We start from the raw sequence: 18,769 nt of genomic DNA, 5'->3' as shown, positions 1-18,769 counted from the left end.
CTTAGTGATCCTCTCCTATCTCAGCCTGATACATTTCGGCGTCCAATAAGTTGCCAACATCGTCAAAATTGCTGGCTTTTACTTTTATAAGCCAGCCTGCACCATAAGGATCTTTGTTTACCAAGCCTGGATTTTCAGTCACTTGCGGGTTAATGGCAATGACAACACCGCTAATGGGCGAATAAAAATCTGCAGCGGCTTTAACGGATTCAATAACGCCTATTTCATCACCGCCATTGATGACATCGCCCACTTTCGGCAATTCTATGAAGACTAAATCTCCCAACAAATTTTGGGCGTGATGGGTGATCCCCATTGTCATTTCTTCTTCATCCTGGCGTAGCCATTCATGCGTGCGGGTGTATTTAAGATTATTGGGAATATTGTTCATGACTTAAATTAATCCTCTTTAAGGGGTTTGCCATATTTTACAAAGCGGGGTTTGCCCACTTTCGCCGGAACAAGCTTGCCGCGTATGTCTATTTGTACCATTTCTGAGGTGTTGACAGGCACTCGGGCTAAAGCAATTGAAGTTTGCAATGTGGGGGAGTATGTGCCGCTGGTGATAATACCTTCTGTCTGGCCAGGAATAATAACGTGCTGGCCGGCTCGCATGATCCCTTTTTCCAATAAAGTTAAGCCTACTAATTTCCGGCGAATGCCTTGTTGTTTTTGGGAAAGCAAAGCTCCCATGCCGATGAAATCACGATCTTGCGGTTCGAGCTTTACTGTCCAGGCTAATCCCGATTCAAGAGGTGTTGTGGTTTCGTCCATATCCTGCCCGTATAGCAATAAACCAGCTTCCAGACGCAAGGTGTCGCGTGCTCCAAGACCGCATGGTTTGATGCCTGCCTGTAAAAGGATATCCCAAAGAGTGGTTATGGTCTCTTGCGGCACGACGATTTCCAGCCCGTCCTCGCCTGTATATCCGGTCCGTGCGAAAAACCAACCGTCTACATCGACGCATTCGAAATGGGTCAGAGTTGAAATAGCATCGCTTTGGGCAGGATTTAGGATAGCCGTCATTTTGGCAATGGCATCAGGGCCTTGGACTGCCAGCATGGCTAAATCGGTGCGTTCTTGCAAGCCTGCGGAAAAGCCATGAATCTTGTCGCGAAGCCAAGCCAAATCACGTGCGCGCGTTGCAGAATTTAAAACCAGGCGATAATTATCGGGAGCTCTTTGGTAGACGATCAAGTCGTCAATAATGCCCCCATGTTCGTTGCAAAGGCAGCTGTATAACGCTCGTCCCGTATGTTCCAGGGTATCTACATCGTTGGCGAGCAGTTTGCGTAAAAATTGTCGCCCGCCTGCTCCCAAAACATCAACAACCGTCATATGGGAGACATCGAACATGCCGGCATGTTGCCGGACGTGATGATGTTCTTCTACTTGCGAGCCATAGTGCAGTGGCATTTCCCAGCCGTAAAAATTAACCATTTTTGCACCTAACGCCACATGTCTGCCATGCAGAGGTGTTTTTGCAATCATTGCGGTCCCTTCCTTAAACAATTGTTCTGATTATACCGTGATGGTTATGGGCAGCAAGTGTTTGTCGGCGGATGAGCAAAACCTTGGCTGCACGGAGTGAAATCTGTTTTAAGTATAACTGATTGTAATGGGTGCGTCGCTTTTAAGAAAATTATCCGGAAATGCATGCTTATGGAAATCCATGCATCACAGCCAGGGGCTTGGTTGTTTGCATAAAGAAATTTTTTTTGGGGTGTATTGTCTTTTTAATTTTGTAATGGTAGCTTAACCGTGGCTTCGCAAAGGAATATTTGGAAACATTTTAGCAAGGACAAATTATGGATATTCTTCAATCCCTTATCTCTGTTGCAATTTACTCAAACTTTCTAACTCCCATTCATTTTTTTACGGCACCTGCCATCACGGTTGTAGCCTGACGTTTTTAATTTATCACACTGCGGCTTTACTGTTTTCAGGAAGAAAAAGTTAATGCTTGACGGGTTAAAGGGATTTTTCCTTGTTAAGAACACACAAACTGGAGTTTTAAAATGGAAAATAAAAATAAGCGAGTCCTCGGTTACACCTTAGCAAAACAAATCTCCAATGAGGAATTGGAGCAAGTGTCTGGCGGGGGAGGACCGCAACTCACCACGCGTCAAACCGTCAAAGTATCCGGAGTCGCTTCAGACGTAATTTATGATGTCGTAGTCGATGGTGATTTATAAGCGAAAGCCCTGGCTAGCTCAGGGCGCTTCATGACAGCAAGTCCAGTTTTTACAGGAAAATAAATGGAATATTTAATTGCGACAGAACCTGATGATACCGATGCAGTGTTGGTGAAGCTGGCATTGGAGGAGTCAGGAGAAACCGTCAGGTTGTTATTTACTGCCGATCATCCCACAAAACAAAAAAATTCCGTGTACGTTACACCCGATAGTTATTGTTGGAAAAGCTCGGATGCCCAAGCTTCTTTTGTACAAAACCAATATGATGTCGTGTGGTGGCGGCGCGTGCGCAAACCTTATCTGCCAACTGGCGCAGTACATGTTGCTGATCATAAATTTGTATTGCGTGAAAATGTCTTGTTCCACGAATCCATGCTTTATAACCTGGCGCCTGATGCATGGTGGGTTAATCCTAAAGAAGCGGCCACCAGGGCCAATGCAAAATTATATCAATTACAAAAAGCCATACAATGTGGCTTATTAATTCCCAAGACTTTATGCTCCAATGATCCGGATGATATTGAGCATTTTATTGCTGGCCATGAAGACAGTGTAATTTATAAGCCATTATGTGCGCATTTTTGGTCAGATGAGAAGAGTATAAAGATTGCTTATACCGCAAAAATACACGGTAGGGATTTCCCAGATAAAGAATTACTGCAATTGTCGCCAGGCATATATCAAAAAGAAGTGCAAAAAGCTTACGAATTAAGAATAGTTTGCTTTGGAGATCATGTCGTTGCCGCAAAATTAAATTCTCAGGAGCATCCCGAGGGGAAGATGGATTGGCGTGCCATTCCGGAAGGTAAGCTTAAGGTAGAACCTTATTTATTGCCCGCTTCGGTTGAGCACAAGATAAAAAAATTTATGCAAAGCATGCAACTGGTATTTGGTTCTTTGGATTTCATAGTCACACCCGAGGGGGAATACGTCTTTTTGGAAGTCAATGAGCAAGGGCAGTTTTTATGGCTTGAAGCGTATTGTCCCGAGTTGCCAATGCTTGATATGTTTATTCATTTTTTAATGCAAAAAACCAGAAATTTTCGCTGGGTGCCCCCACAACATCGGCGGATGATTTCAAGTTACCATGAGGAGGTGGCAAAAATTGTAGATGAAAACATGCAATATCATGTGTATTTAAATGGGCTTTAATATTAATAAAGGATGAGTTAATGAAATATATCGTTGCTTTTTTAACCGGGTTTTTTCTTTGCACGCCTGTATTTGCGCAAAGCATTGTAGATGTGTATGGTGTAGATGAAAAAAAATCAGAGAAAATTTTAAAACAACATGCGGCACAAATAGGTCAGCTTGAAGAAGCCCTGCAAAAAAAAATTTTTAGCGCGCAGGGTAAAGTGGATAAGTCCCTGGAAAAATTATTGTTGCAAAAGTTGCAATTAACGGAATCTATCAAAAAGCAAGGTAATTTTCTTTTTGTTGAATTTCAAACTGTATTTTATCCCACCGAACCTGCTGGAAAACAATTTTATACGACTATAGAAATAATCGAAAAGCAACAGCCTGAGAGAATGCGCTTTGTGACGCCCAAGCCATTTTTTACGGGAAAGCGCAAAGCAAAGAATAATTTAATCGATTCGATGATTGAATACACGCGGCTTGAAACTCAGCTCATAGGAAATAATGAGATAGATGAGAAAAAGATGGTATGCCCTTTTTACCATTGCGCGGCAGGGTTTGCGCATCCTAAATTAAAACCATATTTACAGATTTTTAAAACACACACGCCTCAGGAAAAGCCATTGATTATAAGCACAATGAATGAAGATGAAGATCCGGAACGGCGCGCGGCAGCGGCTTTTTTAATAGGTCAATTCAACGACCCGCAGGAAATTATCACCCTGTTACTTCCGCATGTGCTTGATGCAGATGACGGCGTACGCAATAACGTGATACGTGTCATCGATATGACCATGTTAAGAGCCAATATAAATAAAATTAACGTAGAGCCATTCATCGCTTTACTGGATTCTCCTTATGTATCCGATAGGAACAAGTCCTTGTTTGTATTGCTGCAAGCTTCTAAAAATGGCGAAACCCAAAAAATATTGATTGAAAAAGCAGGAAATAAATTATTGGCTTTATTAAAACTTAAGCAGCTCAACAACCATGAGATTGCCTATGCCATTTTAAAGTCCCTGAGTGGAAAAAATTATGGTGAAAATGATCTTGTATCTTGGCAAAAATGGTTGACCCAGCAAAATAAACCCGCCTGATTATTCACTTCGCATGCAACTGCCTGCGTAAATAGCAGGCGGTTGGCATCGCTTTACTTATTGAAAATAAAATGAATAAAAATTTATTTCGCCAAGCCGTTATCGATAATAAAAAACTGCAAATTTATGGCTCGGTATTTATTAATACGCCAGTGCAATACCGTAACATGGCCTTGGCTGCAATGCTTACTGTGATTTTAATCATTTTATTTTTCACATTTGCCGAATTTTCAGAAAAATTTGTCGTATCAGGTTATATCAATACCAGCAAAGCAGTTTCCAAAGTTTACGCCAAAACCAATGGCTTGATTATTAAGAGTTATGTATCGCAAGGGAAAGAAGTCAAAAAGGGAGACGCGCTTTTTTTAATTGATACTGCTTTGGATGGGTTAAGCGGGCATGATAAAGAAAAGTTATTAAAAGAATTGCAAAAGCAAAAAAGGTGGGTTGAAGAAGAAATTGTTTATAAGACGCAGCATTTACAAGCAGTAAAAAAATTGCTGCAAAAGCACTATGCATCGTTAAGTTCTTTCAATGAAAAACAGGAAGAATTGCTGCAATTAAAACATAAATTGAGCTTGCTTGAGATTGAAATTTTCAAATATCGGCAAAGCCAACTTTATTGCTTGCGAGCGCCTGTTGATGGGGTAATTGCCAGCATAATGTTCACTCCCGGGCAATACCTCGATGTGGCTAAACCTTTGCTGAAAATTATCCCAAAAAACTCGGCCTTGCGTGCAGAGTTATTTATTCCTGTCAAAAAAGCGGGTTTTTTACAGAAAAATACAGCCATTTTAATCCATTATGATGCTTATCCTTACACCCGGTTTGGTACCTACCGTGCCGTTATTGATGACATTAGCGCGAGCATACTCACAGACGCTGAGGAAGAAAAACCGATGCAGGTGGGCGAGCCTTATTATAAGGCTACGGCTAAGTTGCAACAACAAACGGTATTAATTTATGGGAAAGAAAAAGAAATCCAGCATGGCATGACATTAACTGCAGTAGTTATTGGGTCCAAGCGCAAGGTTTGGCAATGGATATTGGATCCTCTTTACAGTTATTACGGAGCACTGTTTGTATGACGAATAATCCAATGTTAGTTTTTAAGCAACGCTTGCGCTTACCTTTAATTCTCCAAGATGAAGCGGCTGAGTGCGGGCACGCTTGCGTTGCCATGGTAAGCAATTATTGGGGGCATGAACTGGATATGCATGCCATCCGCAAGCTTGATAAACCAACGCTGCATGGGGTGACGTTAGCAACGCTAAAAAATTTATTCGAAAAGCTTGGTTTTGCTGCACGGGCCTTAAAAGTGCCATTATCTGAATTGGCGCTGGTAAAATGCCCGGCTATCTTACATTGGAATTTAAATCATTTTGTGGTTCTTAAAAAAGTGAATCGCAATTCGATCACAATTTATGATCCGGCCATGGGGATCCGTCACTGTAATATGCAAGAAGCATCGGCTTCGTTTACGGGTATTTTGCTTGAAGTTGAAAAGAGTGATGGTTTTGAAAAGATCCGCAGCAAAAACAAGCTGGGGCTCCTGGACTTGGTCAAAAGCACGACAGGCATACAGAAATTCATTGTTTTTCTGTTGCTTCTCTCTTTGTCGATAGAGATTTTAGGCTTGTTAAATCCATTATTTATTCAATATGTAACGGACAGCGTATTAATATCTAATGAATTGAACAATTTATTGGTTATCGCATTGGCTTTTAGCATTTTGCTGTTGCTGCAAATCATCATTGAATACACTCGCGGCCACATGGTGATTTATTTAACCAACCACTTAACAGAACAATTTTCCAGTAATGTCTTGCAACATTTACTCCATTTACCGCTCAATTTTTTTGAACAGAGAAATAAAGGGGATATTTTATCCAAATTTCAATCGATTGACCAAATTCAGAAAAAAATCAGTACCGATTTCGTAAATACTGTACTGGATGGCTTCATGATTTTCATCAACGTCTTGGTCATGTTTATTTATAATCAGGTGCTTACGTTTTTTGTCCTAGGCGCTTTATCCGTATACGTCGCTATACGCTATGCCACTTACCAGTTTGTGAGAAAGCAAAGCGAAGCTTCCATACACTTGCATGCGAAAACGGCATCGATATTCCTTGAAACCTTACAAGGTATTTTACCCGTCAAATCCTTTTTAAAAGAACGGTTACGCCTGCATACCTGGCGTAATTCCTATATCCAATCGTTAAATGCAGATATAAAAGTTGCTCGCATGCAAGTGTTTTATCAGACGTTAAGCCAGTTTTTGTTTCACCTTGAGCACTTAGGCATCATTTGCCTGGGCGCTTATTTCGTGTTTGCCAATAAATTTTCCATTGGGATGTTGATGGCTTTTCTTTCCTATCGCTTGATGCTTATAAATAAAGCTTCCTCTTTTATTCAGAATGTATTTGATTACAAGTTGATTTCTATCCAGTTGAACCGTTTAGGCGATATTGTATTCCAGCAACCTGAGTGCATTGGCGAGGCTGGCGCTAAAAGGCAAATACGAGGTTCATTGTTGGCCAAACAGGTATCATTTAAATACAGCGCACATGCGCCTTATGTGCTGCAGGGGATAAATTTTGAGATAAAAGCAGGGGAGAAAGTAGCCATTATTGGGCCATCGGGTTGCGGAAAGTCTACTTTATTAAAAATTTTAATGGGTTTGTTTACCGAAATTGAAGGTGAAATTTTAGTAGATGGCATGGCTCTTGGGGATTTTGGTTTGAAAAATTATCGTGAGCTTACTGCATCCGTGATGCAAGAAGATACTTTGTTAACCGGTTCTATTCTGGAAAATATCTCTTTTTTTGAAGAATGCATAAACATGGATGCACTGCATCATGCAGCAAAAACCGCCTGTATTCATGAAGTAATTTGTCAATTGCCAATGGGATATGAAACGTTAATAGGTGAAATGGGTGCCGGTTTGTCAGGCGGACAAAAGCAGCGCTTATTATTGGCTAGAGCCTTATATAAAAATCCGAAAATTTTATTTTTGGATGAGGCGACAAGTCATCTCGATGTAGAGAATGAAAAAAAGATCAACCAAGCTTTAAAAGGATTGGGCATCACGCAAATCATAGTCGCGCACCGCCAGGAAACAATCGATATGGCGGATAGGGTTATTGATCTTAATACATTTAAGAAGCTTAATTATTGAATGCCGAACCAACCGCCGCTATCGCCCCCTGCCCAACAAGTTAAATTGCGGCAGGCTTGAATTTTTTTCTTGCAAAGTTGCTTAAAGAAAGTTTCATTGCTGATGTCTTTTCTTTCATAACCGTGAGGACGGCATAACCGGCCTACATAGGTACCCTTTACTCTGATTTGCCCAGTAGCATATATGCCTGGGGAGACTGGATATAAGCCTTTATGTCTCGTATAGCAAAGGATGTAGCAGCCGGGATTTCCCTTATAAGTATTATCGGTAGGCAAAAGTACCTGTTGCATCCCCGGATAGAATTGATTAGCTACCCCAGTTTGCGAAAAATATACTGGAAATGGCTCAGGTAAAAGCGTTGTATTAGCATCCATACTGCAAGCTAAAGAAGGCAGTAAAAAGCTAAGAAGAAAAGTAAACGAGATTTTCATATAATGCGGAAATTTATCATTCTATAATATATAGTCTAAATTTATCTGCTTACTTAGTCTATAAGGCGGTCACGTGACGCAGTTTTTATCCTGGCAGATCCTGGTCGATATAGGTTGGCTGCTTTTTTTGCTCCTGCTTTTTGCCTATTTTTGGCGGGCGCGGCGGGAAATAGTACAAACGCGCTCATGGTGGGTAACCAAAGGGCAGGTAACCCGCTGCGAATGGATGGCCCAGGGGCATCGTTTATGGCCCAAAATTGAGTATATTTATAAAGTGAATGACCGTGAATTCATCGGGGAGCATTTATTTTTTGATACCTTGCACAATAATCCGAATACTCGCTATGCAAGAAAAGTAGCTTATGAAGTTGCCCATGCTTATAAATCCAATGAGAGCATTGATGTATTTTATAATCCTGAGAAGCCCGAGCAATCGGCGATTAACATTACCATTCCGTGGAAATTAAATTTTATACTCCTATTGATAGGGGCTTTTACTCTAGCGCACGTAACATATCTTGTGCTCAAAGTAACGTCTTAATTGCTTGCAAATTTAAAGATGACAGGAGCGGTTGTGATGCCCGCTGCTATCTTCTTCTTCCAATACAATTTTTAGCACTTGCTCGATTGTATGTTCAGTCAACAGATGAGTTAACTGTTCTTCCAAAGTGGAAAGCGTTGGCCTTTTTACCGGGTTTTCCTGCTGGCATAGCACCGCAAGCTGTTTAATTTGGGGATGAATATAAAAGCCTAGCATCCGCTCCATCATGGTACCCAGCGAATAAATATCCATGGCGGGAGCAGCAAGCACGGAATGTATTTTCAAATGCCAGCATTCTGGTGGCAATTGCTTGTATTTAACCTTTTTATATTCAAGCTCAGATTGCGTATCGCATTTAAAAACCCCAGTCAAGGGCGCTTGGGAACAGTGGGATAAACCGCCATCAATGAGATAACTTACCTTGCTCTCATCCTCGAAAAATATATTTTTTTCGTGTAAATCCATCACGATTATTTTTGCATCATGTGCTTTTTTAAGCGCTCTTACGGCAGACAAAAAAAATTCGGCTTGTTGCACTTTGGTTATAAAAGATTCTTTATAATGTCTATACAATTTGCCGGGAACTTCAGGTAAAACTAAGCGATAAGTATTTTCAAGTTTAACCAAATGGCATTGTTTTGGATGTAGGGCATTGAAAAAGCAGAATTTATTTTGTGCTTCAGAAAAATCTATTTTTTCTTTTTCCTTTTCGTTGGGGCTTAAGACTGCTTTCGTTTTGCCGGAAAAGGGCGAGATGAAACGCCTGGCATAAGCATACTTGCCTTGCCCGATAATTTTTTTTGCATTTTCCCAGCGATAGGTCGTGCCCCCCTCACTTTCATATTCAGAATCATCGCTGCTTTTTGAAGTAGTGTATTTCATCTTATTTATTATCAAGTGTTGGGGCGTCGCAAGTGTAAGTGAGCCCTACCATGACTGTATTGACGATGGGTTTGTACCTTGCGCTTAAGCTTTCTGCCGATAGAGGCTCCATATTTGCCCACTGCGCCGTATTATAATTAGTGTATTGGTAAGTCAACACCAATTCTGTTTTAGGATGGATATGAATACCAGTCCCTGTCTTAAGCCCCCAACCGGTTAACCATTTGTTAAAATCCCCGGTAACCCCGACATTTCCGGCAGTACTTCCTGAATTCACCGCAAATTTGGCTTGCGAGATGCCTGGCCCTATGAAGAAGCGGATATTGTCTTGATAATGATACTGCGGCAGTAAAAATAATCCCCATCCCGTTTTAAGCTTTTCCTCAGCCCGGGCATCGGTGGTTAAAAACCAGTTATCAATAATAAACTTGGAATTTCCGGTAAACCAGTCAACGTTACCTTCCAAAGCCAAACTGTATTTGTCTTTTATGTGAACGTCATAACCTGCTAACAATTGTCCATGAAAATTATTGTAGGCGCTGCGAAAGCTTGCTGTGGTAGGAGTTGCGCCGCTCAATGGGTAAATGAGGTCTTTTTCAATTTTGACAAAATTGGCGCCTAAATTAACGCCGGCGTACCATCCGGCATGCAAGGCGCTTAAAGGTAGCAAACTCGATGCCGCGAATAAGATGAATTGTATTTTTTTATGCATGTTAAGTCCCTTATAGAATCGCGGGTATGGTTACAGAGTTTGATTGCTGCATAATACCAAAATGACTCGTAATGGATATTGTTACAGCACGTGGAGTATTAACGCCGCTTACGACAAAGCGGTTATGCATTGCATCAAAACTAGCACTTGCTCCAGGCAAGCCATTCACGGTATAGCTGATGCCTGATTGAACAGTTCCAAAATTGCTGAAATAAATGAATGCCACGGTTTTATTCAAAGGGTTACGCACTGCTTGTGTTAATACCGGGGCTGCAAGCAAAGGTTTTTGTCCGCTGCTGACGGAGAGTATTTTTCGGTAATCACTGGCAAACACTTCCACCGTATAATTGGTATTTGCCGCCAAATTACTCAGAGTACAAGTAAAGGTCAATAAATCGATACATCCAGGCACAGGTATGCCATTTAAGTAAACCGAATAAACAATAGGAGTAGAGCGCTTAGGCAGCCAGCGCGCCGGCAGCCAGCTGATGGTGGCAAAATTGCTACTTAGTAAATTTATGGTTAAGTTTGCGTTCCATTGTAGTGCGGGAGCAATACTTTGTGCTTGTTGCAGCGCATTGCCCGCATTCAGTATGCCAGCGCCGCAAGATTTAACGCCCACGCAGCTTTTTTCCGGATTGGAGCTTGGCGGGAAAGGGGATACGGTACTAGTGAGAAGCTTTCTTACTCGTTTAGGAGTCAGGGTCGGGTCTATGGAATATAACAATGCAACCACGCCGGCAACATGAGGAGAGGCAAAACTGGTTCCGGCAATACTGATATATTCATTAAGTCCTGTGGTGTAAATAAGGCCATCATTGGGGCCAGGCACGGTCGGGTCGCCTCCCGGTGCGGCCAATGCCACCAAATTACCAAAATTTGAGTAATAAGTACGCAGCCCATTGACATCCGTTGCCGCTGTTGCAATTACGCCACGGCAGTTGGCTGGGAAACTCGTCTCTGTATTGAGGTCTTCATTTCCTGCTGCGGCAGCTACAGTAATATTTTTAGCTAAAATTTGATCAATTAACTCTTGTAAAAGCGGTTCGCATTCATTGGGTATACCATAGCTGGCATTTAATGCTACTAATTGCACGGGCGGGGTTGGCAGGTCTGTAAAAGGTTCTCCAGCTACCCAGGCTAAAGCATTTATAATATCAGCAGCGACGGTAAGCAGGCATGGTGCAGTGAGGCCTGCCGCATTACATCTTGCCGTATCGTCAATTGGAGTGGTTTGATTGACAGGAAGAATTCTAAGGCTGGGTCCAACCCCGTAAACTCGCTCACCATACGCCAATCTTCCTGAGGCAGCTGCTACGCCTGCCACGGCAGTTCCATGGGAAAAGAGTTCGCCGGAACACTCAGGGCCACAGGTTTGTTCAGCACCGACACTGGTTTCCCCGCCATCAAAAAAATGTACGCCGACAACCAGGTTTGGGTTCAGTGAATTATTGTTTACTACACCGGAATCATTAACGGCAATCATGGCATTCGGGTTACCGGTGGTTATTCCCCAAGCTTCTTCGATATTCACTCCACCAGGCGGATTCATCAAGTTCCATTGCTTGGCTTCGATTTGCAGTATTTGCTGCTGAAAGGGAGACTTACCCGTTAAGCCAGTTGCTGCATGAGGAATGATGAAATTTGGAATAACACTTTCCACTTCGGGGTGTTTTTTTAAGTAATTGACGAATTGCTGCACGCTTTCTCGCGTAAAACAGTTTTTTCGCAAAATTTTTAATTGAACGGGAGGGTTGGCTATATCTTGTTTTTTATCGAGTTCGAAAAAAACAAGGTATAAGCCGCGGCTTAAAGTTTTAGCGTTAACAAATTTTATACCAGGGAGTGAGATTTTTTGCAAAATTGTCTGTGGCAGTGGTTTTTTTGTTTTTAAATTAGAAGTGTAATGTTTGAATTTTATAATCAGGGAAGGCTCGCCTCCCAACAAGACGCACTGGGGTGTTTCGTACAAAGGCAGTGCGAATAGGGGTGCTGCAAAAAATAAAGGAAATAATAAAATCCCGTATAGTAGGGAAGACGCCTTCCTGTGCATTTTCCTCTCCCTGGAAAACAAACATATACAGTAAGTGATTCTAAGCATTGAGTAAATACTTTTATGAACACAAGAATTTTAAGTTGTTTTCCTAGGATGAAGGTGCATTTTCTGCGGTACCTACGGATTCATTGGCACATTTGCAGGGCGGTTCAATGACTTTAGACTGGAGGCTTACGATAGCCAAACCCCGAATGCCTTGCCCTTTCGGAGCGACAGTAAATTCAATGCTTACTGCAAGCATTTGTTTTTGTACGTATTGAGGGTTTTTATAAACCACCAGCAAGGGCATTACCGCTCGCCAATGGTTATCGCGCAAGCTCGTAATCTCGGGCGGCATGGCGGCAACGGCACTCACCTCATAGGCATTTTTTTGCACGGTTTCAGGCAATTTGGATTCGGTAAATGCCTTGCTGTAATTTATCCAACCCTGGGATGTAAAATAACGGGCAATTTCTTTTTGACGCTGCAAAAAATTTTTATAATCATAAGTATAAGTGGAGACGATGGCTTCATTCACCCACACAGAAAGAGCGGGATTTACAATCGTTTCTGCCCAGGCATTTAAATAAAAAAAACATCCCAAAAAACCAAACAGCACTTTTTTTAGATAAGACATGAAGTATCTCCAGACCATAAGCCATTTTAATTACCGCCTCTCCATTTTACTCCCACAAAAGGCCCTTGCGGTGAAAAGCTCGTTTCATCTATTTGGTCTTCATTTACATGGCCAATTTGCAAGGCATTAAAATAAGTGATCCACAAATAGCCGAGTGTCAGTTCCAGCGTCCCGTGGGTGAAGAGATGTGCATATTGCATACCCAGGCTGCCTTCCAATTCCGGGACCAAGCTGGTTTGTCGGCCTGTGGCGCTTCCCGTAACATCTGCAACCGTGAGGGAGCGGGCAAATTTGTTGGTGCCTAGCAATAAGGATGAGCCTCCTTTCGCGTAAACAGCAAAAGCTGGTAATACGTCATAAGCTAAATCCAAACCAATGCGTGGCCCGGCGCCGCTAAATTTTAATGTATCCTTTTGCATAGTGGGCTCCCCAAGGGTGCTCACATTGTTTTGCGTGATTTTAATCTGGGTATATTGTATTCCGCCATGAAAGCGTATGTATTTCTTCACGTGCAATTGCAGCATTTGCCCGAACTCAAGGTTTACTGCATCCCAGCGGGGATGGAAATTTGCCGCGTCAATGCTGGGAGTAGTAGTGTCTCCGGTAAGATATTGCTTGCCGTAGGATTTATCATAATGATACCAACTGAGTTGCAAATCCCGGCCAGCTTCGAAATGGTAAGCTCCTTGTAAATTAAAAGCCCAGGCATGTCGGGGGCGCTCGGGGTTATAAAGTCGGTTGCCGCCGGCATCAACAAATGAACCGAAATAACTATAGGAATCTGAGTACAAAGGTTGTAAATATAAAGCTTGAATACCTAGATCCCATTTGTTTTCAACACAAGGAGTTGCGACGTTACCCGCGACACAGGCGCCCCCAGTAGTGCCTGCTGCAACCGTTGCGCTTATAGAAAAAAGAATAGCCATGCAGCTTATATTAAATTTCATTATGCATCCAAGGTGTAATTACTTATAAAAACAAAAGCTTAATCATATGCAAGGCAAATGGCGCAGGCAAGGAAAAGCATGCATTGTGCGCAATATTCTTGAAATAATTCCTTCCTGTTTTTTGGGGATTAATTGGCTGGACAAAATAAATTAACTTGCAGGCATTTATATTTTCAACTATTGCCGGGCAGAAAATGAACCAGGTAAGCCAGGTTATTTATAGTTGCAGCCCTATTTGATTTGTTCAGGGAAGACGTCTTAACTCTATTATGGGTTTTTTAACATGATTAAGGACCATAAATGAACGCCATTGACTTTTTAATTCAGGAACACCAGCACGCGCGAAAAATGTTTGCCGATATTAGTGACCCCTCCCATCGCTTTGAAACCCAGTTAAAGTTATTTGATGAGCTTGCCCAGACTCTCATTCGTCATGAGAAGATGGAGCAGACAGTCTGGTATCCTCATTTTAAGGATGAATTACCAGACATGGTGAAGCATTTGCTTAAAGAAGAACGGCATGCCGAGCAATCTATAGAAAAGATAAATAAGCTTAAAACGGAAGAAGCCTGGAAAAAGCATTTTCAGCAGTTGAGGGAAGATGTTGATCACCATGCAACGGAAGAGGAAGAAGAACTTTTCCCACAAGTAAAAAAATTGCTCGATGAAGAAGTTCTCCTGGAAATTGGGAAGGAAATGAGGATATTTAAAAAAGAGCACGTAGGATAAAGTAGCTGCGGCTGCAAATATGCTAAAGCTTGTCGCTGCTAACGAGAATGCAGCATCTTAAATTGAATAAGGATATTTTATGGCTGATTTAAAGGATTTGTACAAAAAAATAAATCTTGATGATGAAACCCTGCTGCAAGGAATTGGCGGGGAGACGCATAGGATAATGGATAAAGACACCGCATCTTTGACAACGCAGCAAGGGGTACCTGTTTTTGATGATCAAAATACGTTAAGGGTTGGCGGCAATGGCCCGGCTTTAATGGAAGATTTTATTTTCCGTGAAAAAATTTTTCACTTTGATCATGAGCGTATACCAGAGCGTGTCGTGCATGCGCGTGGATTTGGCGTGCATGGATTTTTTGAAAATTATGATACTTTGTCTGATATCACTTCGGCACATCTTTTTCAAAAAGCCGGGGAGATAACGCCCGCTTTCGTCCGTTTTTCTACGGTAGCGGGAAATAAAGGCTCGGTCGATTTAGCCAGGGACGTTAGGGGTTTTGCAGTTAAACTATATACCCAAGAGGGTAATTGGGATCTTGTAGGAAACAATATCCCGGTATTTTTTATTCAAGATCCCATCAAATTCCCCGATGTCATCCATGCGGCAAAAGATGAGCCAGATCGCGGTTTCCCCCAGGCGCAAACAGCTCATGACAATTTTTGGGATTTTATTTCCCTGACCCCGGAAAGCATGCACATGGTCATGTGGATTATGTCTGACAGGGCAATCCCCCGCTCGTTTAGGTTCATGGAAGGTTTTGGCGTACATACCTTTCGCATGATTAATAAAAAGGGAAAATCCAGTTTTGTAAAATTCCATTGGAAACCTAAATTAGGCTTACAATCCGTTACCTGGGACGAGGCAGTCAAGATTAATGGCGCCGACCCAGACTATCATCGCCGCGATTTGTGGAATGCGATTAACAGTGGGAATTTCCCGGAGTGGGAGTTAGGCTTACAGATATTCGATGAGCAATTTTGTGAAAAATTTCCCTTTGATGTACTGGATTCAACAAAATTAATTCCGGAAGAAGAGATACCTATCCGCGTTGTCGGACGTCTCGTATTAAATAAATGCGTGGACAATTTCTTTGCAGAGACAGAACAAGTCGCGTTTTGCACCCAAAACATAGTGCCGGGTATTGATTTTACAAATGATCCATTGCTGCAAGGAAGAAATTTTTCGTATCTCGATACCCAATTGAAGCGGTTGGGCAGCCCTAACTTCACGCACTTGCCTATCAATGCCCCTAAATGCCCGTTTGCAAATTTTCAACAAGACGGGCATATGGCTTTTTATAACCCTAAAGGCAGGATTAATTATAATCCCAATTCCCTGCATGAAGGACCGGCTGAAAACACCACGTCAGGTTTTAAAACCTACCCCCAATTCATTGAGGATAATAAATTGCGGATTAGGCCTGAAAAGTTTGCCGATCATTATAGCCAGGCGCGGCAATTTTACATTAGCCAAAACGACATAGAAAAAAATCACATCAAAAATGCTCTCGTTTTTGAATTGAGTAAAGTAGAAAATGAGAAAATCCGCATCCGCGTGGTCGCGCATTTGTTAAACATAGATAAAGAATTGGCTCTAGGTGTAAAAAATGGTTTGGGCTTAAAAGAACTCCCTAAACCTTGCCAGGCAGCTAAACCTACCTTGGAACTTCCAGCTTCGCCTAAATTAAGCATATTAGCCAATAATCCGCAAATTTTGGCAGGCCGCCATATAGGCATTTTGCTTGGGGAAAGTGCTGACGCCACATTGTTCAATGCATTAATCCAAAAAATACAAAAAGAAAAAGCGACTTACACCATCGTTTGCCCAACGATTAGCGGCGTTACTTTAAACGATGGGACTGTTGTTGCCGCGCACGAAAAAATAGGCGGGGCGCCGGCTGTTTTATTTGATGCAATTGTCTTATTAGTGGCAAAAGACGATCCCATATTAAACGAGATTAAGGTAAATGAATTTATTTTGGACGCTTATGCCAATTTTAAATTCATTGGCTTTAATGCAGATTTAGAACCTGTTCTTAGCAAAAACCCTCTGGTGAAATTAGACAAAGGGTTGATTCCTTTCAGCTCTGCATCTGCTGTTGCATCATTTATTAAAGAATGCCGCCAGTTGAGGTTTTGGGCAAGAGCTAATCATGTGAAGATTTAAGATGCTAGTGACAGGGCCTGCTTCCGTTTGGAAACGCTTGTTTATGTATGTTATTGGCTCTGAATTCAAGGTCCGCGGCTAAATGCTGCAGACCTTGGGTTTAACAGTTACATCATGCAGTCTGGACCAAAAAATTTTTTCTCGTGCAAACGCCCATGATTAAATTTTGCTTACAGTGAATTTTTTGTTATCTTTCATTCCCTGACAAAACGGAGCATGATTTTTAAACAACTTATGTTAGAATACATCGTTGGATTTACTCTTAAGGTATTGTAAAAATGCTTTGATGAACAAGGGCTTAAAGCCCGAAAGGCTGGCGTGAGGAGAGGCTTGTGATTAATAATCGTTTTTATTTTGCCAATCGTGAGAATGTCAGCCGCTACATCAACCGTTGGGATTTATTGCTGCTTATCCTGATTTTTTCTGTACTCTTCTTCCTGGCCTGGGCTGCCAACCAAATGGCAACCCCTTATGAAATCGGCAAACCACTTCCCATTTCACTGGATCCTGCCAAATTGCCTTTCTATGCATTGCGGACCGTGTTACGCATGTTTATTGCCTTGATTTTCTCACTCTTTTTTACGTTTGTGATCGGTACATTGGCCGCCAAAAGCCGCCGTGCGGAGCAACTTATCATCCCTGCTATTGATATTTTACAGTCGGTGCCGGTATTAAGTTTCCTGGCAATAACGATTACCGGTTTTATCCATCTTTTTCCCGGCAGTTTGCTGGGCCCGGAATGCGCTGCCATTTTTGTAATTTTCACCGCCCAAGTGTGGAATATGACGTTTGGTTTCTACCAATCGCTGAAAATGGTGCCACATGATTTGCGCGAAGCTTCCGACATGTTTCAACTGTCCTCCTGGCAGCGTTTTTGGAAAGTCGAAGTACCTTATTCCATGTCAGGCTTGTTATGGAATATGATGATTTCCATGTCAGCCAGCTGGTTTTTTGTGGTTTTATCGGAAGCCATTGTCGTGGCGCATCAGGATATTCGCTTGCCTGGCATAGGTTCATACATTGCCTTAGCCATTGAGCAGCGCGATTTACATGCAGTAGGTTACGCTATTTTAACCATGGTATTTGTTATCTTTCTTTACGACCAAATATTATTTCGCCCCCTGATTGCCTGGTCGGAAAAATTTAAAATGGAGCAATCCCCGGATGAGGATGAATACCAGTCCTGGTTGGTAGACTGGATGCGCAGCAGCCGTTTAATGAAGCGGTTTGGCCATGGCGGCCGCTTCTTGAAAGACTGGTTTGTAAATCCGCCATGGATTAAAAAAACCGGGCCGAAATTGGCTAAGGAGGTAGATTATACCCGGCAGCGCCACATGGATTGGATATGGAATGGCTTGGTGCTCATCGGGGTGCTTACTGGCGGTTATTTGTTATTGAAATTTATTTTGGCAGAACTTTTGGCCAGCGAAATTTTCCATGTGTTTTTTTTAGGGGCTATTACGGCAATACGGGTTATTGTCCTCATTATTTTAAGTTCGCTGGTTTGGATTCCGGTGGGCGTTTGGATAGGATTGCGACCACGGGTAGCGCAAAAAATACAACCTGTGATTCAATTCGTGGCAGCGTTTCCAGCCAACCTTTTTTATCCATTATTCGTCATTGCCATTGTGCGTTTCCATTTAAATGTAGAAATATGGATAACGCCGCTTATGATTTTAGGCACGCAGTGGTACATTTTATTCAACGTGATTGCGGGCGCGTCCATGATTCCACGGGACTTATGTTTGGCTGCAGATAATTTCGGTGTAACAGGCTGGCAATGGTGGCGGCGCCTGGCATTGCCGGGCATATTTCCTTTTTATATTACCGGGGCAATTACTGCCGCAGGCGGGGCCTGGAATGCCAGTATCGTTGCCGAACTGGTAAGCTGGGGAAATACAACGCTGAAAGCCACCGGGCTTGGCGAATACATCCAAGCCAGCACGCTTGCAGGGGATTTCCCTAAAATTGCCTTAGGTACCGCAATGATGTGTCTTTATGTATTATTCTTTAATCATATTCTTTGGCGCCCGCTTTACCGTTTGGCGCAGGAACGTTTTAATATTTATTGA

General features: G+C 42.2%; 17 protein-coding genes. 9 read left to right on the top strand and 8 right to left on the bottom strand.

The features are described from left to right. Nucleotide 1 precedes the first annotated feature (1 nt). Nucleotides 2-391: a glycine cleavage system protein GcvH gene (gene gcvH / locus NKV53_RS10460; protein ID WP_126953170.1), complete on the bottom strand. Its 390-nt coding sequence runs from the start codon at nt 389-391 to the stop codon at nt 2-4. 8 nt (nt 392-399) lie between these two features. Continuing rightward, nucleotides 400-1,491, bottom strand: coding sequence for a glycine cleavage system aminomethyltransferase GcvT (gene gcvT, locus NKV53_RS10455; RefSeq protein WP_127032288.1), 1,092 nt, complete (start codon nt 1,489-1,491; stop codon nt 400-402). A gap of 527 nt (nt 1,492-2,018) precedes the next feature. Between gcvT and NKV53_RS10450 the strand changes: the two genes are divergently transcribed. The 5 genes from NKV53_RS10450 to NKV53_RS10430 all read left to right on the top strand — a co-directional run bounded on the left by NKV53_RS10450 (nt 2,019) and on the right by NKV53_RS10430 (nt 7,610). Beyond that, a complete protein-coding gene (locus NKV53_RS10450; protein WP_126953168.1) occupies nt 2,019-2,195 on the top strand; it encodes a bacteriocin in 177 nt (58 codons plus the stop codon). A 63-nt stretch (nt 2,196-2,258) separates the two neighbouring features. Beyond that, the gene (locus NKV53_RS10445; protein WP_127032287.1) at nt 2,259-3,347 is read left to right on the top strand and encodes a hypothetical protein; all 1,089 of its coding nucleotides are present in this window, start codon (nt 2,259-2,261) and stop codon (nt 3,345-3,347) included. Between the two features lie 20 nt (nt 3,348-3,367). After that, nucleotides 3,368-4,429: a HEAT repeat domain-containing protein gene (locus NKV53_RS10440; protein ID WP_126953166.1), complete on the top strand. Its 1,062-nt coding sequence runs from the start codon at nt 3,368-3,370 to the stop codon at nt 4,427-4,429. A gap of 71 nt (nt 4,430-4,500) precedes the next feature. Continuing rightward, on the top strand, nt 4,501-5,517 hold the full coding sequence (locus NKV53_RS10435) for an HlyD family secretion protein (protein ID WP_126953165.1): 1,017 nt from the start codon (nt 4,501-4,503) through the stop codon (nt 5,515-5,517). Continuing rightward, on the top strand, nt 5,514-7,610 hold the full coding sequence (locus NKV53_RS10430; RefSeq protein WP_158616449.1) for a peptidase domain-containing ABC transporter: 2,097 nt from the start codon (nt 5,514-5,516) through the stop codon (nt 7,608-7,610). Before NKV53_RS10435 ends, NKV53_RS10430 begins: the two co-directional genes overlap by 4 nt. On the opposite strand, the gene NKV53_RS10425 is transcribed toward NKV53_RS10430, so the two are convergent. Next, a complete protein-coding gene (locus NKV53_RS10425; RefSeq protein ID WP_127057316.1) occupies nt 7,604-8,041 on the bottom strand; it encodes a hypothetical protein in 438 nt (145 codons plus the stop codon). The two genes, NKV53_RS10430 and NKV53_RS10425, sit on opposite strands and share 7 nt — an antisense overlap. A gap of 73 nt (nt 8,042-8,114) precedes the next feature. On the opposite strand from NKV53_RS10425, the gene NKV53_RS10420 reads away from it, so the two are divergent. Further along, entirely contained in the window at nt 8,115-8,582 is a 468-nt protein-coding gene (locus NKV53_RS10420; RefSeq protein WP_126953162.1) for a DUF3592 domain-containing protein, read from the top strand. Nucleotides 8,583-8,594: 12 nt separating this feature from the next. Here the strand turns inward: NKV53_RS10420 and NKV53_RS10415 are convergent, their stop codons facing one another. The 5 genes from NKV53_RS10415 to NKV53_RS10395 all read right to left on the bottom strand — a co-directional run bounded on the left by NKV53_RS10415 (nt 8,595) and on the right by NKV53_RS10395 (nt 13,795). Beyond that, nucleotides 8,595-9,464, bottom strand: a complete 870-nt coding sequence (locus tag NKV53_RS10415; protein WP_253351088.1) for a hypothetical protein — start codon at nt 9,462-9,464, stop codon at nt 8,595-8,597. A gap of 1 nt (nt 9,465) precedes the next feature. Beyond that, complete coding sequence (locus NKV53_RS10410; RefSeq protein ID WP_126953160.1) at nt 9,466-10,176, bottom strand: outer membrane protein; 711 nt, start codon at nt 10,174-10,176, stop codon at nt 9,466-9,468. A gap of 10 nt (nt 10,177-10,186) precedes the next feature. Further along, the gene (locus NKV53_RS10405; RefSeq protein WP_253351086.1) at nt 10,187-12,229 is read right to left on the bottom strand and encodes a S8 family serine peptidase; all 2,043 of its coding nucleotides are present in this window, start codon (nt 12,227-12,229) and stop codon (nt 10,187-10,189) included. 91 nt (nt 12,230-12,320) lie between these two features. Continuing rightward, on the bottom strand, nt 12,321-12,848 hold the full coding sequence (locus tag NKV53_RS10400) for a DotI/IcmL family type IV secretion protein (RefSeq protein WP_253351084.1): 528 nt from the start codon (nt 12,846-12,848) through the stop codon (nt 12,321-12,323). A gap of 26 nt (nt 12,849-12,874) precedes the next feature. Further along, nucleotides 12,875-13,795 carry an Lpg1974 family pore-forming outer membrane protein gene (locus NKV53_RS10395; protein ID WP_253351081.1) on the bottom strand — a complete coding sequence of 307 codons (921 nt, stop codon included), beginning with the start codon at nt 13,793-13,795 and terminating at the stop codon, nt 12,875-12,877. Between the two features lie 300 nt (nt 13,796-14,095). Between NKV53_RS10395 and NKV53_RS10390 the strand changes: the two genes are divergently transcribed. The 3 genes from NKV53_RS10390 to NKV53_RS10380 all read left to right on the top strand — a co-directional run bounded on the left by NKV53_RS10390 (nt 14,096) and on the right by NKV53_RS10380 (nt 18,769). After that, nucleotides 14,096-14,524, top strand: coding sequence for a hemerythrin domain-containing protein (locus NKV53_RS10390; RefSeq protein ID WP_127057319.1), 429 nt, complete (start codon nt 14,096-14,098; stop codon nt 14,522-14,524). A gap of 79 nt (nt 14,525-14,603) precedes the next feature. Next, complete coding sequence (locus NKV53_RS10385; RefSeq protein ID WP_127111462.1) at nt 14,604-16,697, top strand: catalase; 2,094 nt, start codon at nt 14,604-14,606, stop codon at nt 16,695-16,697. Nucleotides 16,698-17,029: 332 nt separating this feature from the next. Then, a complete protein-coding gene (locus NKV53_RS10380; RefSeq protein ID WP_126953154.1) occupies nt 17,030-18,769 on the top strand; it encodes an ABC transporter permease subunit in 1,740 nt (579 codons plus the stop codon).

The sequence above is a fragment of the Legionella sp. 27cVA30 genome (genome assembly GCF_024160945.1).
In the GTDB taxonomy this organism is placed as follows: domain Bacteria; phylum Pseudomonadota; class Gammaproteobacteria; order Legionellales; family Legionellaceae; genus Legionella_A; species Legionella_A septentrionalis.
Note: the sequence above shows the minus strand (reverse complement) of the source record. Positions and strands in the feature narration are given on the sequence as shown.